Source organism: Cellulomonas sp. P2_F12 (assembly GCF_056403775.1).
On sequence record NZ_JBFUEV010000008.1, the window covers coordinates 134,993 to 151,842 of the forward strand.

A 16,850-nucleotide genomic window follows, 5' to 3' on the forward strand; every position below is an offset into this window, starting at 1 on the left:
GCAGGCCTCTCAGCGGTCGGTCAGGTCAGCCGATCGTAGCGTCGAGGGGGTCGTACCCGTGGTCGAGCCACACGTGCCGCGGGATCGAGCGGACGACCGCGGAGAGCAGGCCGAGCCGCGTCGCCATGGTCTCGAGCGCTGAGGACCCGGGCTCCCACGAGATGATCCACGTGCCCTCGATGCGCCACGGCGTGACCGAGCCGTCGCGCAGCAGCCGCTCCATCAGGCGCGGGTGCACGATCGCGTGCCCGACCTGCGCGTCGGACGCCTTGACGCGGAACTCCTTGTTGAACGCCTCGGACTCGAACTGGATGTCCTGGCCGCCGAACAGCTTGTCCAGCTTGGCGCCGAACCCGTCGCGGGTCACCTCGACGGTCGGCAGGTACGCCGGCAGCCCCAACGCGACCACGTGGGCCGTGTGGGTCGACTTGTCCTTGTCGTCGCCCGTGGTCCACGTGTACGTGAACGAGACGGCCGGGTGCCCGTCGAAGACGCCGCGCAGCACCTCGGTCGCCCGCCGGTCGCGGCCCTGACCGAACGGCTGGGCGTCCGAGAGGTGGACCAGCGTCGGGTCCGAGGCCTCGTAGGTCCAGCGGTTGCGCAGCGCCCACTGCTGGAACGCCTCCTGACGCTTCTTCTGCATCATGTAGGCGAGCACGGCGACGATGACGACGCCGAGCGCGACGATCGCGAAGATGACGCCGTTCACGGTCAGGCGAGCCCGAGGTCGGACAGGCTGAACAGGTAGTGGTACGGCACGCCGAGCGCCTCGATCTTGGCCTGGGCGCCGGTGGCCCGGTCGACGATGACGGCGACCCCGAGCACCTCGGCCCCGACCTCGCGCGCGGCCTCGACGGCCGCGATGGGCGAGCCGCCGGTGGTCGAGGTGTCCTCGAGGATCACGACCTTGCGACCGGCGATGTCCGGACCCTCGATGCGGCGCTGCATGCCGTGCGCCTTGGCCTCCTTGCGGACGACGAACGCGTCGAGGTCCTGCCCGCGGCTCGCGGCGGCGTGCAGCAGGCTCGTGGCGACGGGGTCGGCGCCGAGCGTCAGGCCGCCGACGGCGTCGATCTCCGCCGTCCCGAGGCCGACTTCCTCCAGCCGGTCCAGCAGCAGGTGACCGATCAGCGGCGCGGCCCGGTGGTGCAGCGTCACGCGGCGCAGGTCGACGTAGTAGTCGGCCTCACGGCCGGACGACAGCGTGACCTTCCCGTGCACGACCGCGAGGGTCTTGATGAGCTCGAGCAGCTGCTCGCGGGGCGTCGGGGAGAGGTCGGTGCTCACGGCCGTCAGGCTACTCGGACTCCTGCAGCGCCCGGCGGTAGCGCCCGAACGCGCGCACGGCCGAACGGGGGGCCATGCGGGCGACCGCGGACAGGGTGCGGTAGCGCACGCTGGGCGTCGAGATGACCGCCCCGCGGCGGACGTCGGCAAGGCCCGTGGCCACGACGTCCTCGGCGTTGAGCCAGGCGATCTCCGGGTACGCGGTCGTGTCGATCTGTCCGCGCTCGTGGAACTCGGTGTGCACGAACCCCGGGCAGAGGGCCGTCGCGGTGACCCCCGTGCCGCGCAGCTCGACCGCGAGCCCCTCGGTGAACACCCGGACCCACGCCTTGTGGGCGGAGTACGTGCCCGACGCGAGGAGGGCGGCGACGGACGCGACGTTGAGGATGGCGCCGCGGCCGCGCTCGACCATGGCGCCCGCGGCGGCGTGGGAGAGGACCAGCACGGCCTTCACCATGACGTCCAGCGCGGCCTCCTCGGCGGCGAGGTCGCCGGTGACGAACCGCTGGTTCAGGCCCAGGCCCGCGTTGTTGACCAGCAGCCCGACCGGTCGCTCGGTGGCGCGCAGGCGGTCGGCCACGCGCTCGACGTCGGCGCGGACGGAGAGGTCGGCCACGAGCACCTCGGCGCGGACGCCCGCGGCGGCCTCGAGCTGCGCGGCGAGCCGGGTCAGCCGCTCCTCGTTGCGCGCCACCAGGACGACGTCGTGCTTGGCCGTGGCCAGCTGCCAGGCGAACTCCAGACCGAGCCCGGCGCTGGCGCCGGTGATGAGTGCGGTTGCCATGGGGACCACCCTACGGATCGGTCCCGGCCGTCGCGCGCCGCTGTGGAGCGCACCATCCGGGCGTCGGTGCCGGCACGTAGGGTGTGCGCGTGACTGACGGGTGGGGTGGCGACGTGCCGGACTGGCCTCTCGACGAGGAGCCGCCGTTCGACCCGTTCTACGACGCCGCGCCGCCGGAGCACGAGCCCGCGCGCGGCGGCCGCGCCGAGCCGCCCGCGCGGCCCGACATCCCCCGCGAGGTCGCCCAGGTGCTCGACCCCGAGGCGGCGCTGGCCGCCGCGGCCGAGGTGCTCCACAGCGTGTGGGGGTACGGCGCCTTCCGTGGCGAGCAGGCCGAGATCATCGACACCGTGGTCCGCGGCGGCGACGCCCTGGTGCTCATGCCCACCGGCGGCGGCAAGTCGCTCTGCTACCAGGTCCCCGCGCTGGTCAGGCAGGGCACGGGCGTCGTCGTCTCGCCGCTCATCGCCCTCATGCAGGACCAGGTCGACGCCCTGTCCGCGCTGGGCGTGCGCGCCGGGTTCCTCAACTCGACGCAGCAGTCGTTCGAGCGTCGGACGGTCGAGGACGCGTACCTCGCCGGCGAGCTCGACCTGCTGTACCTCGCGCCCGAGCGCCTGCGCGTGCGGGAGACCATCGAGCTGCTGGACCGCGGCACGATCGCGCTGTTCGCCATCGACGAGGCGCACTGCGTGTCCCAGTGGGGGCACGACTTCCGGCCCGACTACCTGCAGCTGTCGATGCTGCACGAGCGCTGGCCCGAGGTCCCCCGCATCGCGCTGACCGCCACGGCTACCGAGCAGACGCACGCGGAGATCGCGCAGCGCCTGCAGCTCGGGGACGCCAAGCACTTCGTCGCCAGCTTCGACCGGCCCAACATCCAGTACCGGATCGCGCCCAAGGACAAGCCCCGCGACCAGCTGCTCACCCTCCTGCGCACCGAGCACGAGGGCGACGCGGGGATCGTCTACTGCCTCTCGCGGAACTCGGTCGAGCAGACCGCGCAGTTCCTGGTCGACCACGGCGTGCCGGCGCTGCCGTACCACGCGGGCCTCGACCGGAACGTGCGGGCGCGCAACCAGTCGACGTTCCTGCGCGAGGACGGGATCGTGATGGTCGCGACCATCGCGTTCGGCATGGGCATCGACAAGCCCGACGTGCGGTTCGTCGCGCACCTCGACCTGCCGAAGTCCGTCGAGGGCTACTACCAGGAGACCGGCCGCGCGGGCCGCGACGGTCTGCCGTCCACCGCGTGGCTCGCGTACGGGCTGGCCGACGTGGTGCAGCAGCGCCGCATGATCGATACGTCCGAGGGCGACGCCGCCCACAAGCGCCGGCTGACCGCGCACCTCGACGCGATGCTCGCCCTCTGCGAGACGGTCTCGTGCCGCCGGGTGCAGCTGCTCAACTACTTCGGCCAGCCCTCGGAGCCCTGCGGCAACTGCGACACCTGCCTCACGCCGCCCGAGTCGTGGGACGGGACCGTCGCCGCGCAGAAGATGCTGTCGACGGTCGTCCGGCTCGAGCAGCGCGGGCAGCGGTACGGCGCCGGGCACCTGGTCGACATCCTGCTCGGCAAGGTGACCCCGCGGATCACGCAGCTCGGGCACCAGGACCTCTCGACGTTCGGCGTCGGCAAGGACCTGTCCGACGGCGAGTGGCGCGGGGTCGTCCGGCAGCTGCTGGCCATGGAGCTTCTCGGCGTCGACACCGACGGCTACGGGACGCTGCGGCTGGCGCCGGACAGCGCCGACGTCCTGCGCGGGGCGCGCGAGGTCCGGCTGCGCCGCGAGACCGAGAAGGTCGTGCGGACGCGCGGGTCGCGTTCCAGCCGGCCGACGGCCGCGGCGGACCTGTCGGACGACGCCCTCGAGCTGTTCGAGGTGCTGCGGGCCTGGCGGGCGGGCGTGGCCAAGGAACAGGGCGTGCCCGCGTACGTGGTGTTCCACGACGCGACCCTGCGCGAGGTGGTCACGCAGCGGCCGACGTCGCTGGAGCAGCTGGGCGGGATCAGCGGCATCGGTGCGGCCAAGCTCGAGCGGCACGGGCCCGGGCTGCTCGCGGCGCTGGCGGGGGTCGGCGAGCCGGTCTGACCCGCAATCCGCTGGACCGGCTCTGGTGCACTGGACCTCATGTTCCGGTACGAGTCCGACCCGCGCGTCGGTGACTGGCTGAGCCCCCGGCTCGGCCCGTTCGGCGCGACCGTCGGCTCGCTGGTGCCGCGGGGCTTCGAGGCCTACGCGCGCGTCCTGCACCCGATGCTCGACGTCGCGTGGGCACCCGTCTCCTGGGCCGAGGTCGCCCGGACCACCGGGCGGGTGCTGCACCCGACAGCCCAGTCGTGGCGGGTGGCGGGCCGCTCGGCGGTGCACGCCGGCCGGCCGTCGGACGAGCCCGCCGACGGCGAGTGGCCCGGCGACGATCCGGCCGAGGGCTCGCTCCCGGCGCCCGAGCTGCGCGCGCTCTCGCGGGTGCTGGGGCGGCACACCGCCGACGCCCTCGTCGCGGCGTTCTGGGAGGGCTCGGGCTGGGACGGCGGGTGGCAGGTGGTGGCGTGGTGGTCCGACGACCCCGACGCGACGCCGCCCCCGCCTCGTCGCGCGCCCGACGCACTCGCGCCGGCGGTCCTGCGAGGCCCGAAGCTCGAGCTCCCGCACCGCGCCCACGTCCTGTTCCGCGCCGCGCCCAGCGACCTCGAGGCGCTCGCCGACGGTCGGGCCGTGGCGGACGTCGAGCCGTTCGACCCGGGCTTCCGGACACCGAACCTGCTCTGGCCCGACGATCGCTCGTGGTGCCTGGCGACCGAGGTCGACCTCGACTCGACCGTCGTCGGCGGGACCCGCGCGCTGGTCGACGACCTGCTCGCGGCGCCGGACCTGGAGGTCCTGGAGGTGGCTGAGACCGACTCGCTGGGCTGGTTCGACGACCAGGTCAACGTGCCCTGATCAGGCCCCGAACCGGCGGCGCTGGAGCTCGCGGACCTCGTCGTCGAGGCCGGGCACGGGACCCTCGACGAGGATGCCCGGGGCGACGGCGTTGATCGGGAGGGCGGCGACCGGGGCGGCGGGGACGCCCCAGCCCGCCAACCAGCCGCCGGTCTGCTCCGACGACGTCACGTAGACGATCCGGCCCAGGCCGACCCAGGCGTGGGCCGCCGCGCACATCGGGCAGTGCTCGCCCGACGTGTAGACGGTCGCTGCCGCGCGCTCCTCGGGCGTGAGGTGGTTCGCCGACCAGCGGGCGATCTCGAACTCGGGGTGGCGGGTCTGGTCGCCGTCCTTGACGCGGTTGCGGTCCTCGAAGCGGACCCGGCCGTCGGCGTCGACCAGGACGGAGCCGTAGGGCTCGTCGCCGTCGTCGAGGGCTTCGCGCGCGAGCTCGACGGCCCGGGTCAGGTGGATGAGGTCGGCGTCCGTGATCGTCACGGGGTCAGCCTGCCGTCGAGGGCGGGGCCGAGACCAGCGCACCGCGCCGGACGGACGTCGGTGGCGCAGACTCGGGGCATGACGCTCAGCACCCAGGTCCAGCTCCTCCGCCGGCCGCAGGGGTGGCCCGTCCCCGAGGACTTCCGCACGGTCGCCGTCGAGCTGCCCGACCTCGGACCGGACCAGGTGCGCGTGGCCAACGAGTTCCTCTCCGTCGACCCGTACATGCGCGGGCGGATGAACGACGAGGAGTCGTACACGCCGCCGTTCGCGCTCGGCGAGACGATGACCGGCGGCGCGGTCGGTCGGGTGGTCGAGTCGACGTCGTCGCAGGTGCCGGTGGGTGCCGCGGTCACCCACGGGCTCGGCTGGCGCGACGTGGCGCAGGGTTCCGCGGACGGGTTCCGCGTGGTCCAGGACGGCGTCCCACTGTCCGCGTACCTCGGGGTGCTCGGGATGACGGCGTTCACCGCGCACCTCGGGCTGCTGGAGATCGCGCAGATGAAGCCCGGCGAGGTCGTGTTCGTCTCCGGGGCGGCCGGGGCCGTCGGGTCGATGGTCGGGCAGATCGCGCAGCTCAATGGCGCGTCACGCGTGATCGGGTCGGCGGGGTCGGCCGAGAAGGTCGCGCTGGTGCAGGAGAAGTACGGGTTCGACGCCGCGTTCGACTACAAGGACGGGCACATCTACCGGCAGCTGCGGGCCGCGGCGCCGGACGGGATCGACGTGTACTTCGACAACGTCGGCGGGGTGCACCTCGAGGCGGCGCTCGGGACCCTGCGGCGCGGCGGGCGCGTGGCGGTGTGCGGTGCCATCTCCGGGTACAACGACGAGCAGGCGCAGCCCGGGCCCCGCAACATGGCGCGGATCATCCAGCAGGGGCTGACCCTCAAGGGCTTCACCGTCGGGTTCCACACCCAGCACTACCCGGCGTTCCTGGCGGACATGCGTGAGTGGTTCACCACCGGGCAGATCGCGTACGACGAGACGGTGATCGACGGCCTGGACCACGCGGTGGACGCGTTCCTCGCGATGATGCGCGGCGAGACCACGGGGAAGACCGTCGTCAGGCTGTGAAGCGTTGCTCGGTGAGCGCCACGACCGGCGCGGCCGTGCGCGAGTACACGTAGGTCAGCGGGGCGGCCAGCAGGACGAGCAGCCAGTCGGACAGGTAGGCGATCCCGACGGTGAGCACCAGCAGCGCCGCGAACCCCAGGGTGACCAGGGGCTTGGTGGCGACGAAGTACGCGCCGAGTCGGCCGACGTCGCGCGTGCGGAACGAGAAGAGCGCGCTGAGCACGAGCGCGTGGCCGGACCAGAGGACGAGCAGCAGGGCCAGCGCCGCCAGCACGATCCCGAGCGGCGCCGGCAGACCGGCGTCGGCCAGGTGCGTGAGGTTGACGGCGATCACGGCGAGCACGACGAGCGTCGGCACCCACCAGCGCAGCACGTCGAGCGCGTCGAGCCGGTAGCCGCGCCAGAAGTGCCGGGCGGGCGACAGGTCGCGGTCACGCGCGAACACCCGCCACGCGAACAGGGCGGCGGCGACCGACGGCGCGAAAGGCACGCACGCCAGCGCGAACAGGGGGATGCTCCTCGCGTCGCGGTCCAGCACCTGCACGAGGACCAGGCCGGGTGCGCTGGTCAGGAGCAGCAGCACCTCGACCACGAGGAACCAGTACACGGCCGCCGACGAGCGCGCGAGCAGGCCGGGGCCGATCTCGTCGTCGCTCCTCGCCGCCATGGCCGTCATCCGACCACACCCGCCGGACTCACGACCGGCGGGCTGCGCACGTCCGCCTCCGGGCGACAGCTCGGTCCGAAAGTATCGGCCTCCTGCGGGTCGCCCACGGTCCGACGGTGCAGGCCACCATGACGGTTGTCTCTCCTCGTCCTGACCGCGGCGTACGGGTGCGTTGCGGCGACGCGCGCCCCGGGCGTCGGGGCGGTGGTGCTACGTTCGAGCCGATAGTTGCGACGACCGGATGGACCCCCATGACCGCCCCCAGCGCATCCCCCGGCCGCGCCACGCCCGAACCGCTGGGCGATGCCGCCACCGAACCGACGCCGGTGGCGACCATCGCCCTGATCGCGGCCGAGGCCGGGGTCTCCATCCCGACCGTGTCCAAGGTGCTCAACGGCCGCACCGACGTCGCCGCGGTCACCCGCGCCCGCGTCGAGGAGGTCATCGACCGGTACCAGTACCGCCGGCGTCGCGCCCGCAGCCAGGCCGGCCCGGGACTGCTCGACCTCGTCTTCCACGAGCTCGATGCCGGCTGGGCGGTGCAGATCATCAAGGGCGTCGAGTCCGTCGCCGGGCCCGAGCGCATGGGCGTGGTGCTATCCGAGCTGGGCGGCGCGCACCGGCCCCGCCAGGAGTGGCTCGACGACGTGCTGGCCCGGCGTCCGCGCGGCGTGATCCTGGTGCTGTCCGACCTGGACCCCGCGCAGCGCCGGCAGCTGGAGACCCGGTCGATCCCGTTCGTCGTCGTCGACACCGCGGGCGAGCAGCCCGCCGGCGTGCCGACCGTCGGGTCCGCCAACTGGGCCGGCGGGCTGGCCGCCACGCGGCACCTGCTCGGGCTGGGCCACCGTCGGATCGCCGTGATCTCCGGCCCGGTCGACGTGCTGTGCAGCCGGGCGCGCATCGACGGGTACCGCACCGCGCTCGACGAGGCCGGCGTCGCGGTGGACCCCGCGCTGATCCGGTACGGCGACTTCTTCGTCGGCGGCGGCTACACCCACGGCATGGACCTGCTGGACCGGCCCGACCGGCCCACCGCGATCTTCGCCGGCTCCGACTTCCAGGCGCTCGGTGTCATGCGCGCGGCCCGCGAGCTCGACCTGCGGATCCCCGAGGATCTGTCCGTCGTCGGCTACGACGACCTTCCCGTCACCGAGTGGATCGGCCCCGCCCTCACCACCATCCACCAGCCCCTGCAGGAGATGGCCGCGACGGCGACCCGCATGGTGCTCGCGCTGGCCCGCGGCGAGGTGCCGGCCAACCCACGCATCGAGCTGGGCACCGAGCTCGTGATCCGCGACAGCACGGCGCCGCCCGCGGTGGTGTGACGGGGCCCGGAGCCCCGGTCTAGCGGCCCGTGCCGTCGACCGCGTGGGGCTCGATCGCGGCGATCTCGTCGGCCGTGAGGGCGGGGGCCTTCAGGGCGGCGACGTTGTCCTCGAGCTGCGCGACCGAGCTCGCGCCCACCAGGGCGGACGTGATGCGGTCGTCGCGGAGCACCCACGACAGCGCCAGCTGCGCGAGCGACTGCCCGCGGCCCGCGGCGATCTCGTTGAGCGCCCGCGCACGGGACAGGTAGGTCTCCGAGATGGCGGCCGGCTTGAGGAAGTGACCGACGGCCGCGCGGGAGTCGGCCGGGACGTCTCCGGACAGGTAGCGACCGGTGAGCAGACCCTGCGCCAGCGGGGAGAACACGATGGTGCCGATGCCGAGGTCGCCGACGACGTCGAGCAGGCTCTCGGTCTGGCCGTCGGCGACATTCTCGACGTGCCGGTTGAACATCGAGTAGCTGGGCTGGTGGATCAGCAGCGGCGTGCCGAGGTCGGCGAGCACCTGCTGGGCCACCCGGGTCTGGGCCGGCGAGTAGTTCGAGATGCCGGCGTAGACGGCCTTGCCGCTGGTCACGGCGGTGTGCAGCGCGCCCATCGTCTCCTCGATCGGCACCGACGGGTCGGGGCGGTGCGAGTAGAAGATGTCGACGTAGTCCACGCCGATGCGCGCCAGCGACTGGTCCAGCGAGGACAGCAGGTACTTGCGCGAGCCGCCGTCGCCGTACGGGCCGGGCCACATGTCGTAGCCGGCCTTGGAGGAGATGACCAGCTCGTCGCGGTACGGCCGCAGGTCGGAGGCCAGGATCCGGCCGAAGTTCTCCTCCGCGGAGCCGTACGGCGGGCCGTAGTTGTTGGCCAGGTCGATGTGCGTGATGCCGAGGTCGAACGCCCGGCGCAGGACGGCGCGCTGCGTGTCCAGGGGCGTGGTGTCCCCGAAGTTGTGCCAGAGGCCGAGCGAGAGCGCCGGCAGGTCCAGGCCGCTGCGGCCCGTCCGGCGGTAGGTCATGGAGTCGTACCGGGCGTCGTCGGCGAGGAAGGGCATGAGACAACGCTATCCGTAGGATCGGCCCGTGCTGCACGTCGCGTTCTTCGAGCCCCGCATCCCCGGCAACACCGGCAACGCGATCCGGATGGCCGCGGGCACGGGCGCGACCCTGCACCTGGTCGAGCCGCTCGGGTTCGACCTGTCGGAGGCGAGGCTGAGGCGGGCCGGCCTGGACTACCACGACCTCGCGCACGTGGTCGTGCACCCCTCGTTCGACGCCCTACTGGCCGCGCTGCCCGGCCGGGTCTTCGCGTTCACCACGCAGGCGACGCAGCACCACACCGACGTCGCGTGGGCCGACGAGGACGTCCTGCTGTTCGGGCCCGAGCCCACCGGCCTGCCGGACGAGGTCCTCGCGCACCCCCGGGTCACGGCGGGCGTCCGGATCCCGATGCTCGCCGGCAGGCGTTCCATGAACCTCTCGAACGCCGCCGCCGTCGGCGTGTACGAGGCCTGGCGGCAGCTGGGGTTCGACGGCGGGGTGTGAGCGCCCGCTCGCTGCGGCAGGATCGACGGATGTTCACCACCCGCCCCGAGCTCCTCGGCACGTTCGGCATGGTCGCCTCGACGCACTGGCTGGCGTCGGCGGTCGGGATGCGCACGCTCGAGGCCGGCGGCAACGCGTTCGACGCCGCGGCCGCGGCCGGGTTCACGCTCAGCGTGGTCGAGCCGCACCTCAACGGGCCCGGCGGCGACGCGCCGATCATCGGGCACCGGGCGTCCGACGGGCACACCTTCGTCGTCTGCGGGCAGGGCTCCGCGCCGGCCCTGGCGACCATCGACGCCTACCGCGACCTCGGGCTCGACCTGGTGCCCGGGACCGGCCACCTCGCCGCCGTCGTGCCGGGGGCGTTCGGCGCGTGGCTCGACCTGCTCGCGCGGTACGGCACGCTCCCCCTGGCCGACGTGCTCGCCCCGGCCATCGGTTACGCGCGCGACGGGTACCCGCTGGTCCGGGCCGCGTCGCGGACCATCGCGACCGTCGCCGACCTGTTCACCGAGCACTGGCCCACGTCCGCCGCGGTCTACCTGCCGCACGGCCAGGTCCCCGCGGCGGGGACCCGGTTCGCCAACCCGGCGCTGGCCGACACGTTCGAGCGGCTGCTGGTGCCCGGCCGGACGCGGGAGGCGCAGATCGAGGCGGCGCGGCGGGCGTTCTACGAGGGGTTCGTCGCGGAGGCGGTGGACGACTTCCAGTCGTCGGTCGCGGTGCAGGACTCGTCGGGCCGGCGGCACACGGGGTTCCTGCGAGCCTCGGACCTGGCGGCCTGGCGCGCGACGGAGGAGCCGACGACGTCCCTGCGCTTCGCCGGCCGGACCGTCCACAAGACCGGCGCGTGGGGCCAGGGTCCGGTGCTCCTGCAGCAGCTCGCCATGCTCGACGCGCTCGACGTGGCCGGGCTGGTGCGCAGCAACGACACGCTTGCCCTCGTGCACACCGTGGTCGAGGTGGCCAAGCTCGCGTTCGCGGACCGGGAGGCCTGGTACGGCGACGTGCCGGACGTCCCGCTGGAGACGTTGCTGTCCCCGGAGTACGCCGCGGCGCGGGCCGCGCTCGTCGGGCCCACCGCCTCCGAGGGGCTGCTGCCCGGCTCCCCCGACGGGCGCGTGCCGCGGGTGTCGGCGAGCCTGTGGGACTCCCGCGAGAGCTCCGGCGTCGGCGTCGGCGAACCCACCGTCTCGCCGCTCGGCCTGAGCCCGGGCGACACCTGCCACGTGGACGTCGTCGACCGCTGGGGGAACCGCGTGTCCGCCACGCCGTCGGGCGGCTGGCTGCAGTCGAGCCCCGTGGTGCCCGGCCTCGGGTTCGCCCTGCCGACGCGCGCGCAGATGTTCTGGCTCGAGCCCGGGCTGCCGAACAGCCTGGCGCCCGGCAAGCGGCCGCGCACCACGCTCAGCCCGGCGATGCTGCTGGACGACGACGGGACCGGGTTCGCGTTCGGCACGCCGGGCGGCGACCAGCAGGACCAGTGGACCGTCCCGTTCCTGCTGCGGCACCTGCTGGGCGGCGCCGGGCTGCAGGCCGCGATCGACGCCCCCGCCTGGCACTCGTCGCACGTGCCCGGCTCGTTCTACCCGCGCACGCACACGCCGCGCGGCCTGGTGGTCGAGTCGCGGCTCGGGTCCGACGTGATCGACGGGCTCGCCGAGCGCGGTCACGCGATCGAGACCACCGGCCCGTGGGAGCTCGGCCGGTTGAGCGCGGCGGGCGTGCGGTCGGACGGACTGCTCGTCGCCGCCGCCAACCCCCGCGGGATGCAGGGCTACGCGGTCGGCCGCTAGGCAAGTCCTCCGATGAATCGACCCCTTGATGAGGGTTCGATGAGGAACCGCCGGGCCGTCAGGCCCAGAGATCGGACCACTGTTAGCGTCGGCACATGCCCGACGTCGTGGATGCCCACCTGCAGGTGTGGAATCCCGACGCCGTCCACTACCCCTGGATGACCTCCGAGAACACGGCGCTGCACCGCGAGTTCCGGGTGCCGGACATCGAGGATCAGCTCGCCGACGAGGGCGTCGCGTGGGTGGTGCTGGTGCAGGCGGCCGACAACCGCGCGGACTCCGAGCTCATGCTCTTCCAGGCCCTGTCCTCGCGGCGCGTGGCCGGTGTGGTGGCGTGGGTGCCGCTGGACGCCCCCGACGAGGCCGCGACCCAGCTGGAGAAGTGGCGGCGCGAGCCGATCGTCGGCATCGGCCACCGGGTGCACGACGAGCGCGACCCCGACTGGCTGCTGCGGCCGGCCGTCGACGACGGGCTCTCGCTCCTCACCGAGCGGCGTCTGACCTTCGACCTGCGGACCCCGAACTCGACCGTGCTGGCCCACGTGGCCACCGTGGCCGAGAAGCACCCGAAGCTCACGATCGTGCTCGACCACCTCGGCTCCCCGCCGATCGCGGCGCAGCGCGCCGGCGACCGGGACACCTGGGCGCACTGGTCGGCCCTGCTCGGGGCGGTCGCGCAGCTGCCGAACGTCGTCGCCAAGCTCTCGGGCCTGGCCACCGCCGCGGGCGCGGGCTGGCGGCCCGACCACCTGCTCCCGTCCGTCGAGCGCGCGCTCGAGGTGTTCGGGCCGGACCGGCTCATGCTCGGCAGCGACTGGCCCTACGCGCTGCTCGAGGGCGACTCGTACGCGCAGGTCTGGCACGGGCTGCGCAGCACCGTCGACGGCCTCCCCGACGCCGACCGCGCGCTGGTGCTCGGAGGGACTGCCACCCGGGTGTACGGGTTGCCTTTCGACGCCTACTGACCCGCCGACCGCTAGGTTCGCTCCGTGTCACGTTCCGATGACGTCGTCGACGGGGTCAAGCAGATGATCCTCGACGGGCGACTGCAGGCCGGCGAGCGGCTCCCCGCCGAGAAGGAGCTCGCCGCGACCCTCGGGGTGTCCCGCGGCTCGCTGCGCGAGGGGGTCCGCGCGCTCGGCACCCTCGGCATCCTCGACTCCCGCCACGGCGACGGCACCTACGTCACGACGCTCGACCCCGCGCTGCTGCTCGCCCCCGTCGGGTTCGTCGCCGAGCTGCAGGACGACGCCGCGGCCTTCCACGCGGTCCGGCGCCTGCTGGAGACCGAGGCCGCCGGCCTGGCGTCGCTGCACATCGACGACGACGGGCTCGCCCGGCTGCGGGCCGTGCTGGACGAGACCGCCCGCGCGCTGGTCCAGCACCCGCTCGACCACGACCGGCTGGTCGACGCCGACCTCGCCTTCCACGAGGAGATCGCACGGGCGTCGGGCAACCCCGTGCTCGCCGCTCTGGTGGAAGGCCTGGCCGGGCGCGCCTCCCGGACCCGCCTCTGGCGCGGGCTGAGTGACGAGGGCGCTGAGGACCGCGCCTTCGTCGAGCACGAGGCGATCCTGGCCGCCGTCGCGGCCCGCGACCCCGACCGTGCGCGGCTGCGGATGGCCACCCACCTGCTCGGCCTCGAGGACTCGGCGACCGGAGCCCGCGCGCCCTGGGACGACTAGCTCGACAGCTCCACGCGGCGGCCCGTGCCGAGGTCCTGCTGGTCCTCGTCGGTCACCACGGCGAACGTCCCGTCCGGCACGCCGACGAGGTTGGCCACCTGCGTCGCGACGACGAGCAGGTCCGACTCCTCGTCGCCGGTGATGAAGAAGACGTACTCGTCGCCCAGCTCCTCGGCGTCGTCGTACACCTCGTACACGCCGTCCTCCGCGCCGAGCTCGAGCGTCTCTTCGATGTCGTCGATCCACGGGAACGGGTACGCACCCGGGGCGACGTCGGGGTCCGGGGTCAGGGGCACGTGGATCTCGACGATCGGCTGGGTCATGTCAGATCCCCGGCGTCGAGTCGCGCAGGACCACCTCGGTGGGCACGTGCGTGAGCCGGGGTTCGTCCGAGGCGTCCGCGAGGGCCAGCTCGGTCGCGGCGATGCCCACGTCGACCAGCGGGATCCGCACGGTGGTCAGCGCCGGGACGACGTCGCGCAGCGTCGAGATGTCGTCGAACCCCGCGAGCGCGATGTCGTCCGGGACCCGGACGCCCGCCTCGCGCGCGGCCGCGAGGGCGCCCAGGGCCATGACGTCGTTGACGGCGAACACCAGCTCCGGCAGGTCACCGCCGCGCAGCAGCGTCCGCATCGCGTCCTCGCCGCCCTCGTGCGTGAACGCGCTGGTGAGCACGGCGCTGTCCGGGACCGGGCTGCCCAGCTCGGCCAGCGCCCCGCGGAAGGACTCGCTGCGCTCGCGCGCGGTCAGGTGGCCCGCGGGACCGGCCAGCACAGCGAACCGCCGGTAGCCGCGCCCGTGCAGCGCCTTGGCCAGGTCGCCGGCGCCCTGCGCGTTGTCGATCACCACGGAGTCGACACCGAGGATGGGCTGGCCGATGAGCGCGGTAGAGCCACCCACCGCGCGATAGTCGGCGAGCGCCGCGCGGAGCTCGTCGTTGGTGGCCTCGTCGTCCAGCCGGCCGCCGGCGATGACGATGGCGCGCGCCCGCTGCCGCTTGAGCAGGTCGACCAGCCCGCTCTCGCGGCTCGGGTCGTGCTGGGTGCTGGCCAGAGTCACCTGCAGGCCCGCCCGTTCCGCCGCGCGCGCGACGCCGGCCGCGATCGAGGAGAAGTACGGGTCCGCGATGTCGTGCACCACCAGGCCGAGCGACGTCGTCCGGCCGCGGGCCATCGCCTGCGCGTTGGCGTCCGGCGTGTAGCGCAGGCGGGTCGCCGCGGCGAGCACCCGGTCGCGCAGGTCCGCGCGGACCGTGCGGTTGGCGCTGCCGTTGATGGCGCGCGAGGCGGTGGCGAGCGACACGCCTGCCTCGCGTGCGACGTCGCTGAGGGTGACGGAAGCGGCCATGTCTGGAGGGTAGGCGCTTGCCCCGGCCGCGCGGCACGTTCGGGCCGGGCAACGCCGGTACCTTCGTCGGGAAAGCGATATCCTGCGGGTAGATTCCACGTGGAAGGGACGCCGATGACGCTGGCTCTGGCTGACTGCGTGCTCGTGCTGCGCCCGGACGACGACGTCGGGGTCGCGACGCGGGACCTGCAGTCCGGCACCGAGCTCGACGCGCTGGTGGTCAACCAGAGCGTGCCGCGCGGCCACAAGCTCGCGCTCCGCGCCGTCCCCGCCGGCGCCGCCGTGCACAAGTACGGGCAGTCGATCGGCCGCGCGACCCGCGACATCGCCGTCGGCGACCACGTGCACAGCCACAACCTCGGCATGGACGACGACGAGCGCGCCTACGAGTTCGGCACCGCCCGCGTCACGCTGCCGACCCCCGCCGGGCCCGTCCGGACCTTCGACGGGTACGCCCGCAGCGACGGCCGCTGGGGCACCCGCAACTACGTCGGCATCGTCACGTCCGTGAACTGCTCGGCGTCGACCGCCCGCCTGATCGCCGACCAGTTCCGCGGCCGGGTGCTCGACGCCTACCCGCACGTCGACGGCGTCGTCGCGCTCACGCACGACACCGGCTGCGGCCTGGTCCCGACGAGCGAGGGCGCCCAGATCACGCGGCGCACCCTGCGCGGGTACGCCGACCACCCCAACATCGCCGGCCTGCTGGTGCTGGGCCTCGGCTGCGAGATGATCCCCGCGCAGTCGCTGCTGGACGGCCTCGCGCTGCCCGCCGACAAGCCCGTGACCACGCTCGTCATCCAGGAGACCGGCGGGGTCCGTGCCACCGTGCGCGCCGGCGTCGCCGCGATCGAGACGATGCTCCCCGGCATCGACGCAATGCGCCGGACCCCCGCGCCCGTCTCCTCACTCGTGCTCGGGCTCAACTGCGGCGGGTCTGACGGGTACTCCGGCATCACCGCCAACCCCGCTCTCGGCCACGCCTCCGACCTGCTGGTCGCGCGCGGCGGCACCTCGGTCCTCGCCGAGACCCCCGAGGTCTTCGGCGCCGAGCACCTCCTGCTGCGCCGGGCCGTCTCCCGCTCCGTGGGCCAGAAGCTGCTCGATCGGCTCGACTGGTGGAAGGGCTACACCGCCGCCGGCGGCGGGACCATGGACAACAACCCCTCGCCCGGCAACAAGGCCGGCGGGCTGACGACGATCCTCGAGAAGTCGCTCGGCGCCGTCGCCAAGGGCGGGACCGCCGAGCTGGTCGAGGTCTACGAGTACGCCGAGCCCGTGACCGCCCGCGGGTTCACCTTCATGGACACCCCCGGCTACGACCCCGTCTCCGTCACCGGGCTCGTCGCCGGCGGCGCCACGGTCGTCGTGTTCACCACAGGCCGCGGGTCCGTGCTGGGGTGCAAGCCCACGCCGTCCATCAAGGTCGCGACGAACACCGCGACCTACCTGCGGATGGCCGAGGACATGGACCTCAACGCCGGGCGGATCGTCGACGGCACTGCGACCGTCGACTCCGTCGGCGAGGAGCTGTTCGAGCTGATCATCGCCGTCGCCTCCGGGCAGCAGACCGTCTCCGAGGAGCTCGACCTCGGGGCCGACGAGTTCGTGCCGTGGCAGCTCGGCGCGGTGACCTGACGCTCCTGTGCTCCCGCTCTTGACCGTGCCGTGGCGGGGGGACGTACGGTCGGAGGCCACCCGTCAGGAGGTTCCCCGATGAAGTTCACGCTCGAGGTCGACCTGTCCGCCGGCGTCGTCCCCGACGACGTCCTCGGCGAGCTCGGCCGGATCCTGCGCTACTGGGCCGGGAACGTGAAGCACTACCCGATGGAGCCCGACGCGGGCGAGACGATCTCGGACTCCTCGTACGCCCCGGTGGGGTCGTGGAGCTTCACGGAGTAGTCAGCGGGTCGCGCGCA

The 16,850-nt window shown here is 73.6% G+C and carries 18 protein-coding genes; 10 read left to right on the plus strand and 8 right to left on the minus strand.

The window, feature by feature from the left end; translation table 11 throughout:
• Positions 1 to 25: 25 nt before the first annotated feature.
• From AC1DWH_RS16285 to AC1DWH_RS16295, 3 genes are read right to left on the minus strand one after another with little or no spacing between them, the layout of a single operon-like run.
• Positions 26 to 709, minus strand: coding sequence for a DUF3137 domain-containing protein (locus AC1DWH_RS16285; protein ID WP_456845602.1), 684 nt, complete (start codon positions 707 to 709; stop codon positions 26 to 28).
• A gap of 2 nt (positions 710 to 711) precedes the next feature.
• On the minus strand, positions 712 to 1,287 hold the full coding sequence (gene pyrE, locus AC1DWH_RS16290) for an orotate phosphoribosyltransferase (protein ID WP_477094552.1): 576 nt from the start codon (positions 1,285 to 1,287) through the stop codon (positions 712 to 714).
• Positions 1,288 to 1,297: 10 nt separating this feature from the next.
• Positions 1,298 to 2,071 carry an SDR family NAD(P)-dependent oxidoreductase gene (locus AC1DWH_RS16295; protein WP_477094553.1) on the minus strand — a complete coding sequence of 258 codons (774 nt, stop codon included), beginning with the start codon at positions 2,069 to 2,071 and terminating at the stop codon, positions 1,298 to 1,300.
• 89 nt (positions 2,072 to 2,160) lie between these two features.
• On the opposite strand from AC1DWH_RS16295, the gene recQ reads away from it, so the two are divergent.
• Both recQ and AC1DWH_RS16305 read left to right on the plus strand, forming a co-directional pair.
• Complete coding sequence (gene recQ / locus AC1DWH_RS16300; RefSeq protein ID WP_477094554.1) at positions 2,161 to 4,164, plus strand: DNA helicase RecQ; 2,004 nt, start codon at positions 2,161 to 2,163, stop codon at positions 4,162 to 4,164.
• A 39-nt stretch (positions 4,165 to 4,203) separates the two neighbouring features.
• Entirely contained in the window at positions 4,204 to 5,016 is an 813-nt protein-coding gene (locus AC1DWH_RS16305) for a hypothetical protein (RefSeq protein ID WP_477094555.1), read from the plus strand.
• Here AC1DWH_RS16305 and AC1DWH_RS16310 read toward each other — a convergent pair whose 3' ends face one another.
• The gene (locus AC1DWH_RS16310) at positions 5,017 to 5,496 is read right to left on the minus strand and encodes a nucleoside deaminase (RefSeq protein WP_477094556.1); all 480 of its coding nucleotides are present in this window, start codon (positions 5,494 to 5,496) and stop codon (positions 5,017 to 5,019) included. It abuts the gene before it with no gap.
• 78 nt (positions 5,497 to 5,574) lie between these two features.
• Here AC1DWH_RS16310 and AC1DWH_RS16315 point away from each other — a divergent pair, with 78 nt between their 5' ends.
• Positions 5,575 to 6,573 carry an NADP-dependent oxidoreductase gene (locus AC1DWH_RS16315; RefSeq protein ID WP_477094557.1) on the plus strand — a complete coding sequence of 333 codons (999 nt, stop codon included), beginning with the start codon at positions 5,575 to 5,577 and terminating at the stop codon, positions 6,571 to 6,573.
• Here the strand turns inward: AC1DWH_RS16315 and AC1DWH_RS16320 are convergent.
• The gene (locus AC1DWH_RS16320; protein WP_477094558.1) at positions 6,563 to 7,240 is read right to left on the minus strand and encodes a glycosyl transferase; all 678 of its coding nucleotides are present in this window, start codon (positions 7,238 to 7,240) and stop codon (positions 6,563 to 6,565) included. The two genes, AC1DWH_RS16315 and AC1DWH_RS16320, sit on opposite strands and share 11 nt — an antisense overlap.
• Positions 7,241 to 7,491: 251 nt before the next feature.
• Here AC1DWH_RS16320 and AC1DWH_RS16325 point away from each other — a divergent pair, with 251 nt between their 5' ends.
• Positions 7,492 to 8,568 carry a LacI family DNA-binding transcriptional regulator gene (locus AC1DWH_RS16325; RefSeq protein WP_477094559.1) on the plus strand — a complete coding sequence of 359 codons (1,077 nt, stop codon included), beginning with the start codon at positions 7,492 to 7,494 and terminating at the stop codon, positions 8,566 to 8,568.
• A gap of 19 nt (positions 8,569 to 8,587) precedes the next feature.
• Here the strand turns inward: AC1DWH_RS16325 and mgrA are convergent, their stop codons facing one another.
• Positions 8,588 to 9,613: an L-glyceraldehyde 3-phosphate reductase gene (gene mgrA, locus AC1DWH_RS16330; protein ID WP_477094560.1), complete on the minus strand. Its 1,026-nt coding sequence runs from the start codon at positions 9,611 to 9,613 to the stop codon at positions 8,588 to 8,590.
• A gap of 28 nt (positions 9,614 to 9,641) precedes the next feature.
• On the opposite strand from mgrA, the gene AC1DWH_RS16335 reads away from it, so the two are divergent.
• The 4 genes from AC1DWH_RS16335 (at position 9,642) to AC1DWH_RS16350 (ending at position 13,584) form a co-directional block, all read left to right on the plus strand.
• Positions 9,642 to 10,103: a tRNA (cytidine(34)-2'-O)-methyltransferase gene (locus AC1DWH_RS16335; protein WP_456845951.1), complete on the plus strand. Its 462-nt coding sequence runs from the start codon at positions 9,642 to 9,644 to the stop codon at positions 10,101 to 10,103.
• Between the two features lie 29 nt (positions 10,104 to 10,132).
• On the plus strand, positions 10,133 to 11,899 hold the full coding sequence (locus AC1DWH_RS16340; RefSeq protein ID WP_477094561.1) for a gamma-glutamyltransferase family protein: 1,767 nt from the start codon (positions 10,133 to 10,135) through the stop codon (positions 11,897 to 11,899).
• Positions 11,900 to 11,994: 95 nt separating this feature from the next.
• The gene (locus tag AC1DWH_RS16345) at positions 11,995 to 12,864 is read left to right on the plus strand and encodes an amidohydrolase family protein (protein WP_477094562.1); all 870 of its coding nucleotides are present in this window, start codon (positions 11,995 to 11,997) and stop codon (positions 12,862 to 12,864) included.
• A gap of 24 nt (positions 12,865 to 12,888) precedes the next feature.
• Positions 12,889 to 13,584 carry a FadR/GntR family transcriptional regulator gene (locus tag AC1DWH_RS16350; RefSeq protein WP_477094563.1) on the plus strand — a complete coding sequence of 232 codons (696 nt, stop codon included), beginning with the start codon at positions 12,889 to 12,891 and terminating at the stop codon, positions 13,582 to 13,584.
• Here the strand turns inward: AC1DWH_RS16350 and AC1DWH_RS16355 are convergent.
• Together AC1DWH_RS16355 and AC1DWH_RS16360 are read right to left on the minus strand one after the other, a co-directional pair.
• Complete coding sequence (locus tag AC1DWH_RS16355; RefSeq protein WP_456845947.1) at positions 13,581 to 13,907, minus strand: hypothetical protein; 327 nt, start codon at positions 13,905 to 13,907, stop codon at positions 13,581 to 13,583. The two genes, AC1DWH_RS16350 and AC1DWH_RS16355, sit on opposite strands and share 4 nt — an antisense overlap.
• Before the next feature lies 1 nt (position 13,908).
• Positions 13,909 to 14,931, minus strand: a complete 1,023-nt coding sequence (locus AC1DWH_RS16360) for a LacI family DNA-binding transcriptional regulator (protein WP_477094564.1) — start codon at positions 14,929 to 14,931, stop codon at positions 13,909 to 13,911.
• Positions 14,932 to 15,045: 114 nt separating this feature from the next.
• On the opposite strand from AC1DWH_RS16360, the gene AC1DWH_RS16365 reads away from it, so the two are divergent.
• Entirely contained in the window at positions 15,046 to 16,569 is a 1,524-nt protein-coding gene (locus AC1DWH_RS16365; RefSeq protein WP_477094565.1) for a UxaA family hydrolase, read from the plus strand.
• 78 nt (positions 16,570 to 16,647) lie between these two features.
• Positions 16,648 to 16,833, plus strand: coding sequence for a hypothetical protein (locus AC1DWH_RS16370; RefSeq protein WP_477094566.1), 186 nt, complete (start codon positions 16,648 to 16,650; stop codon positions 16,831 to 16,833).
• Positions 16,834 to 16,850 lie beyond the last annotated feature (17 nt).

Coding starts and splice junctions, on each gene's coding strand:
- AC1DWH_RS16345 (WP_477094562.1), top strand. CDS start 11,995: ATGCCCGACGTCGTGGATGCCCACCTGCAGGTGTGGAATCCCGACGCC.
- AC1DWH_RS16295 (WP_477094553.1), bottom strand. CDS start 2,071: ATGGCAACCGCACTCATCACCGGCGCCAGCGCCGGGCTCGGTCTGGAG.
- AC1DWH_RS16315 (WP_477094557.1), top strand. CDS start 5,575: ATGACGCTCAGCACCCAGGTCCAGCTCCTCCGCCGGCCGCAGGGGTGG.
- AC1DWH_RS16320 (WP_477094558.1), bottom strand. CDS start 7,240: ATGGCGGCGAGGAGCGACGACGAGATCGGCCCCGGCCTGCTCGCGCGC.
- AC1DWH_RS16305 (WP_477094555.1), top strand. CDS start 4,204: ATGTTCCGGTACGAGTCCGACCCGCGCGTCGGTGACTGGCTGAGCCCC.
- AC1DWH_RS16370 (WP_477094566.1), top strand. CDS start 16,648: ATGAAGTTCACGCTCGAGGTCGACCTGTCCGCCGGCGTCGTCCCCGAC.
- AC1DWH_RS16355 (WP_456845947.1), bottom strand. CDS start 13,907: ATGACCCAGCCGATCGTCGAGATCCACGTGCCCCTGACCCCGGACCCC.
- AC1DWH_RS16340 (WP_477094561.1), top strand. CDS start 10,133: ATGTTCACCACCCGCCCCGAGCTCCTCGGCACGTTCGGCATGGTCGCC.
- AC1DWH_RS16365 (WP_477094565.1), top strand. CDS start 15,046: ATGACGCTGGCTCTGGCTGACTGCGTGCTCGTGCTGCGCCCGGACGAC.
- AC1DWH_RS16360 (WP_477094564.1), bottom strand. CDS start 14,931: ATGGCCGCTTCCGTCACCCTCAGCGACGTCGCACGCGAGGCAGGCGTG.
- AC1DWH_RS16325 (WP_477094559.1), top strand. CDS start 7,492: ATGACCGCCCCCAGCGCATCCCCCGGCCGCGCCACGCCCGAACCGCTG.
- mgrA (WP_477094560.1), bottom strand. CDS start 9,613: ATGCCCTTCCTCGCCGACGACGCCCGGTACGACTCCATGACCTACCGC.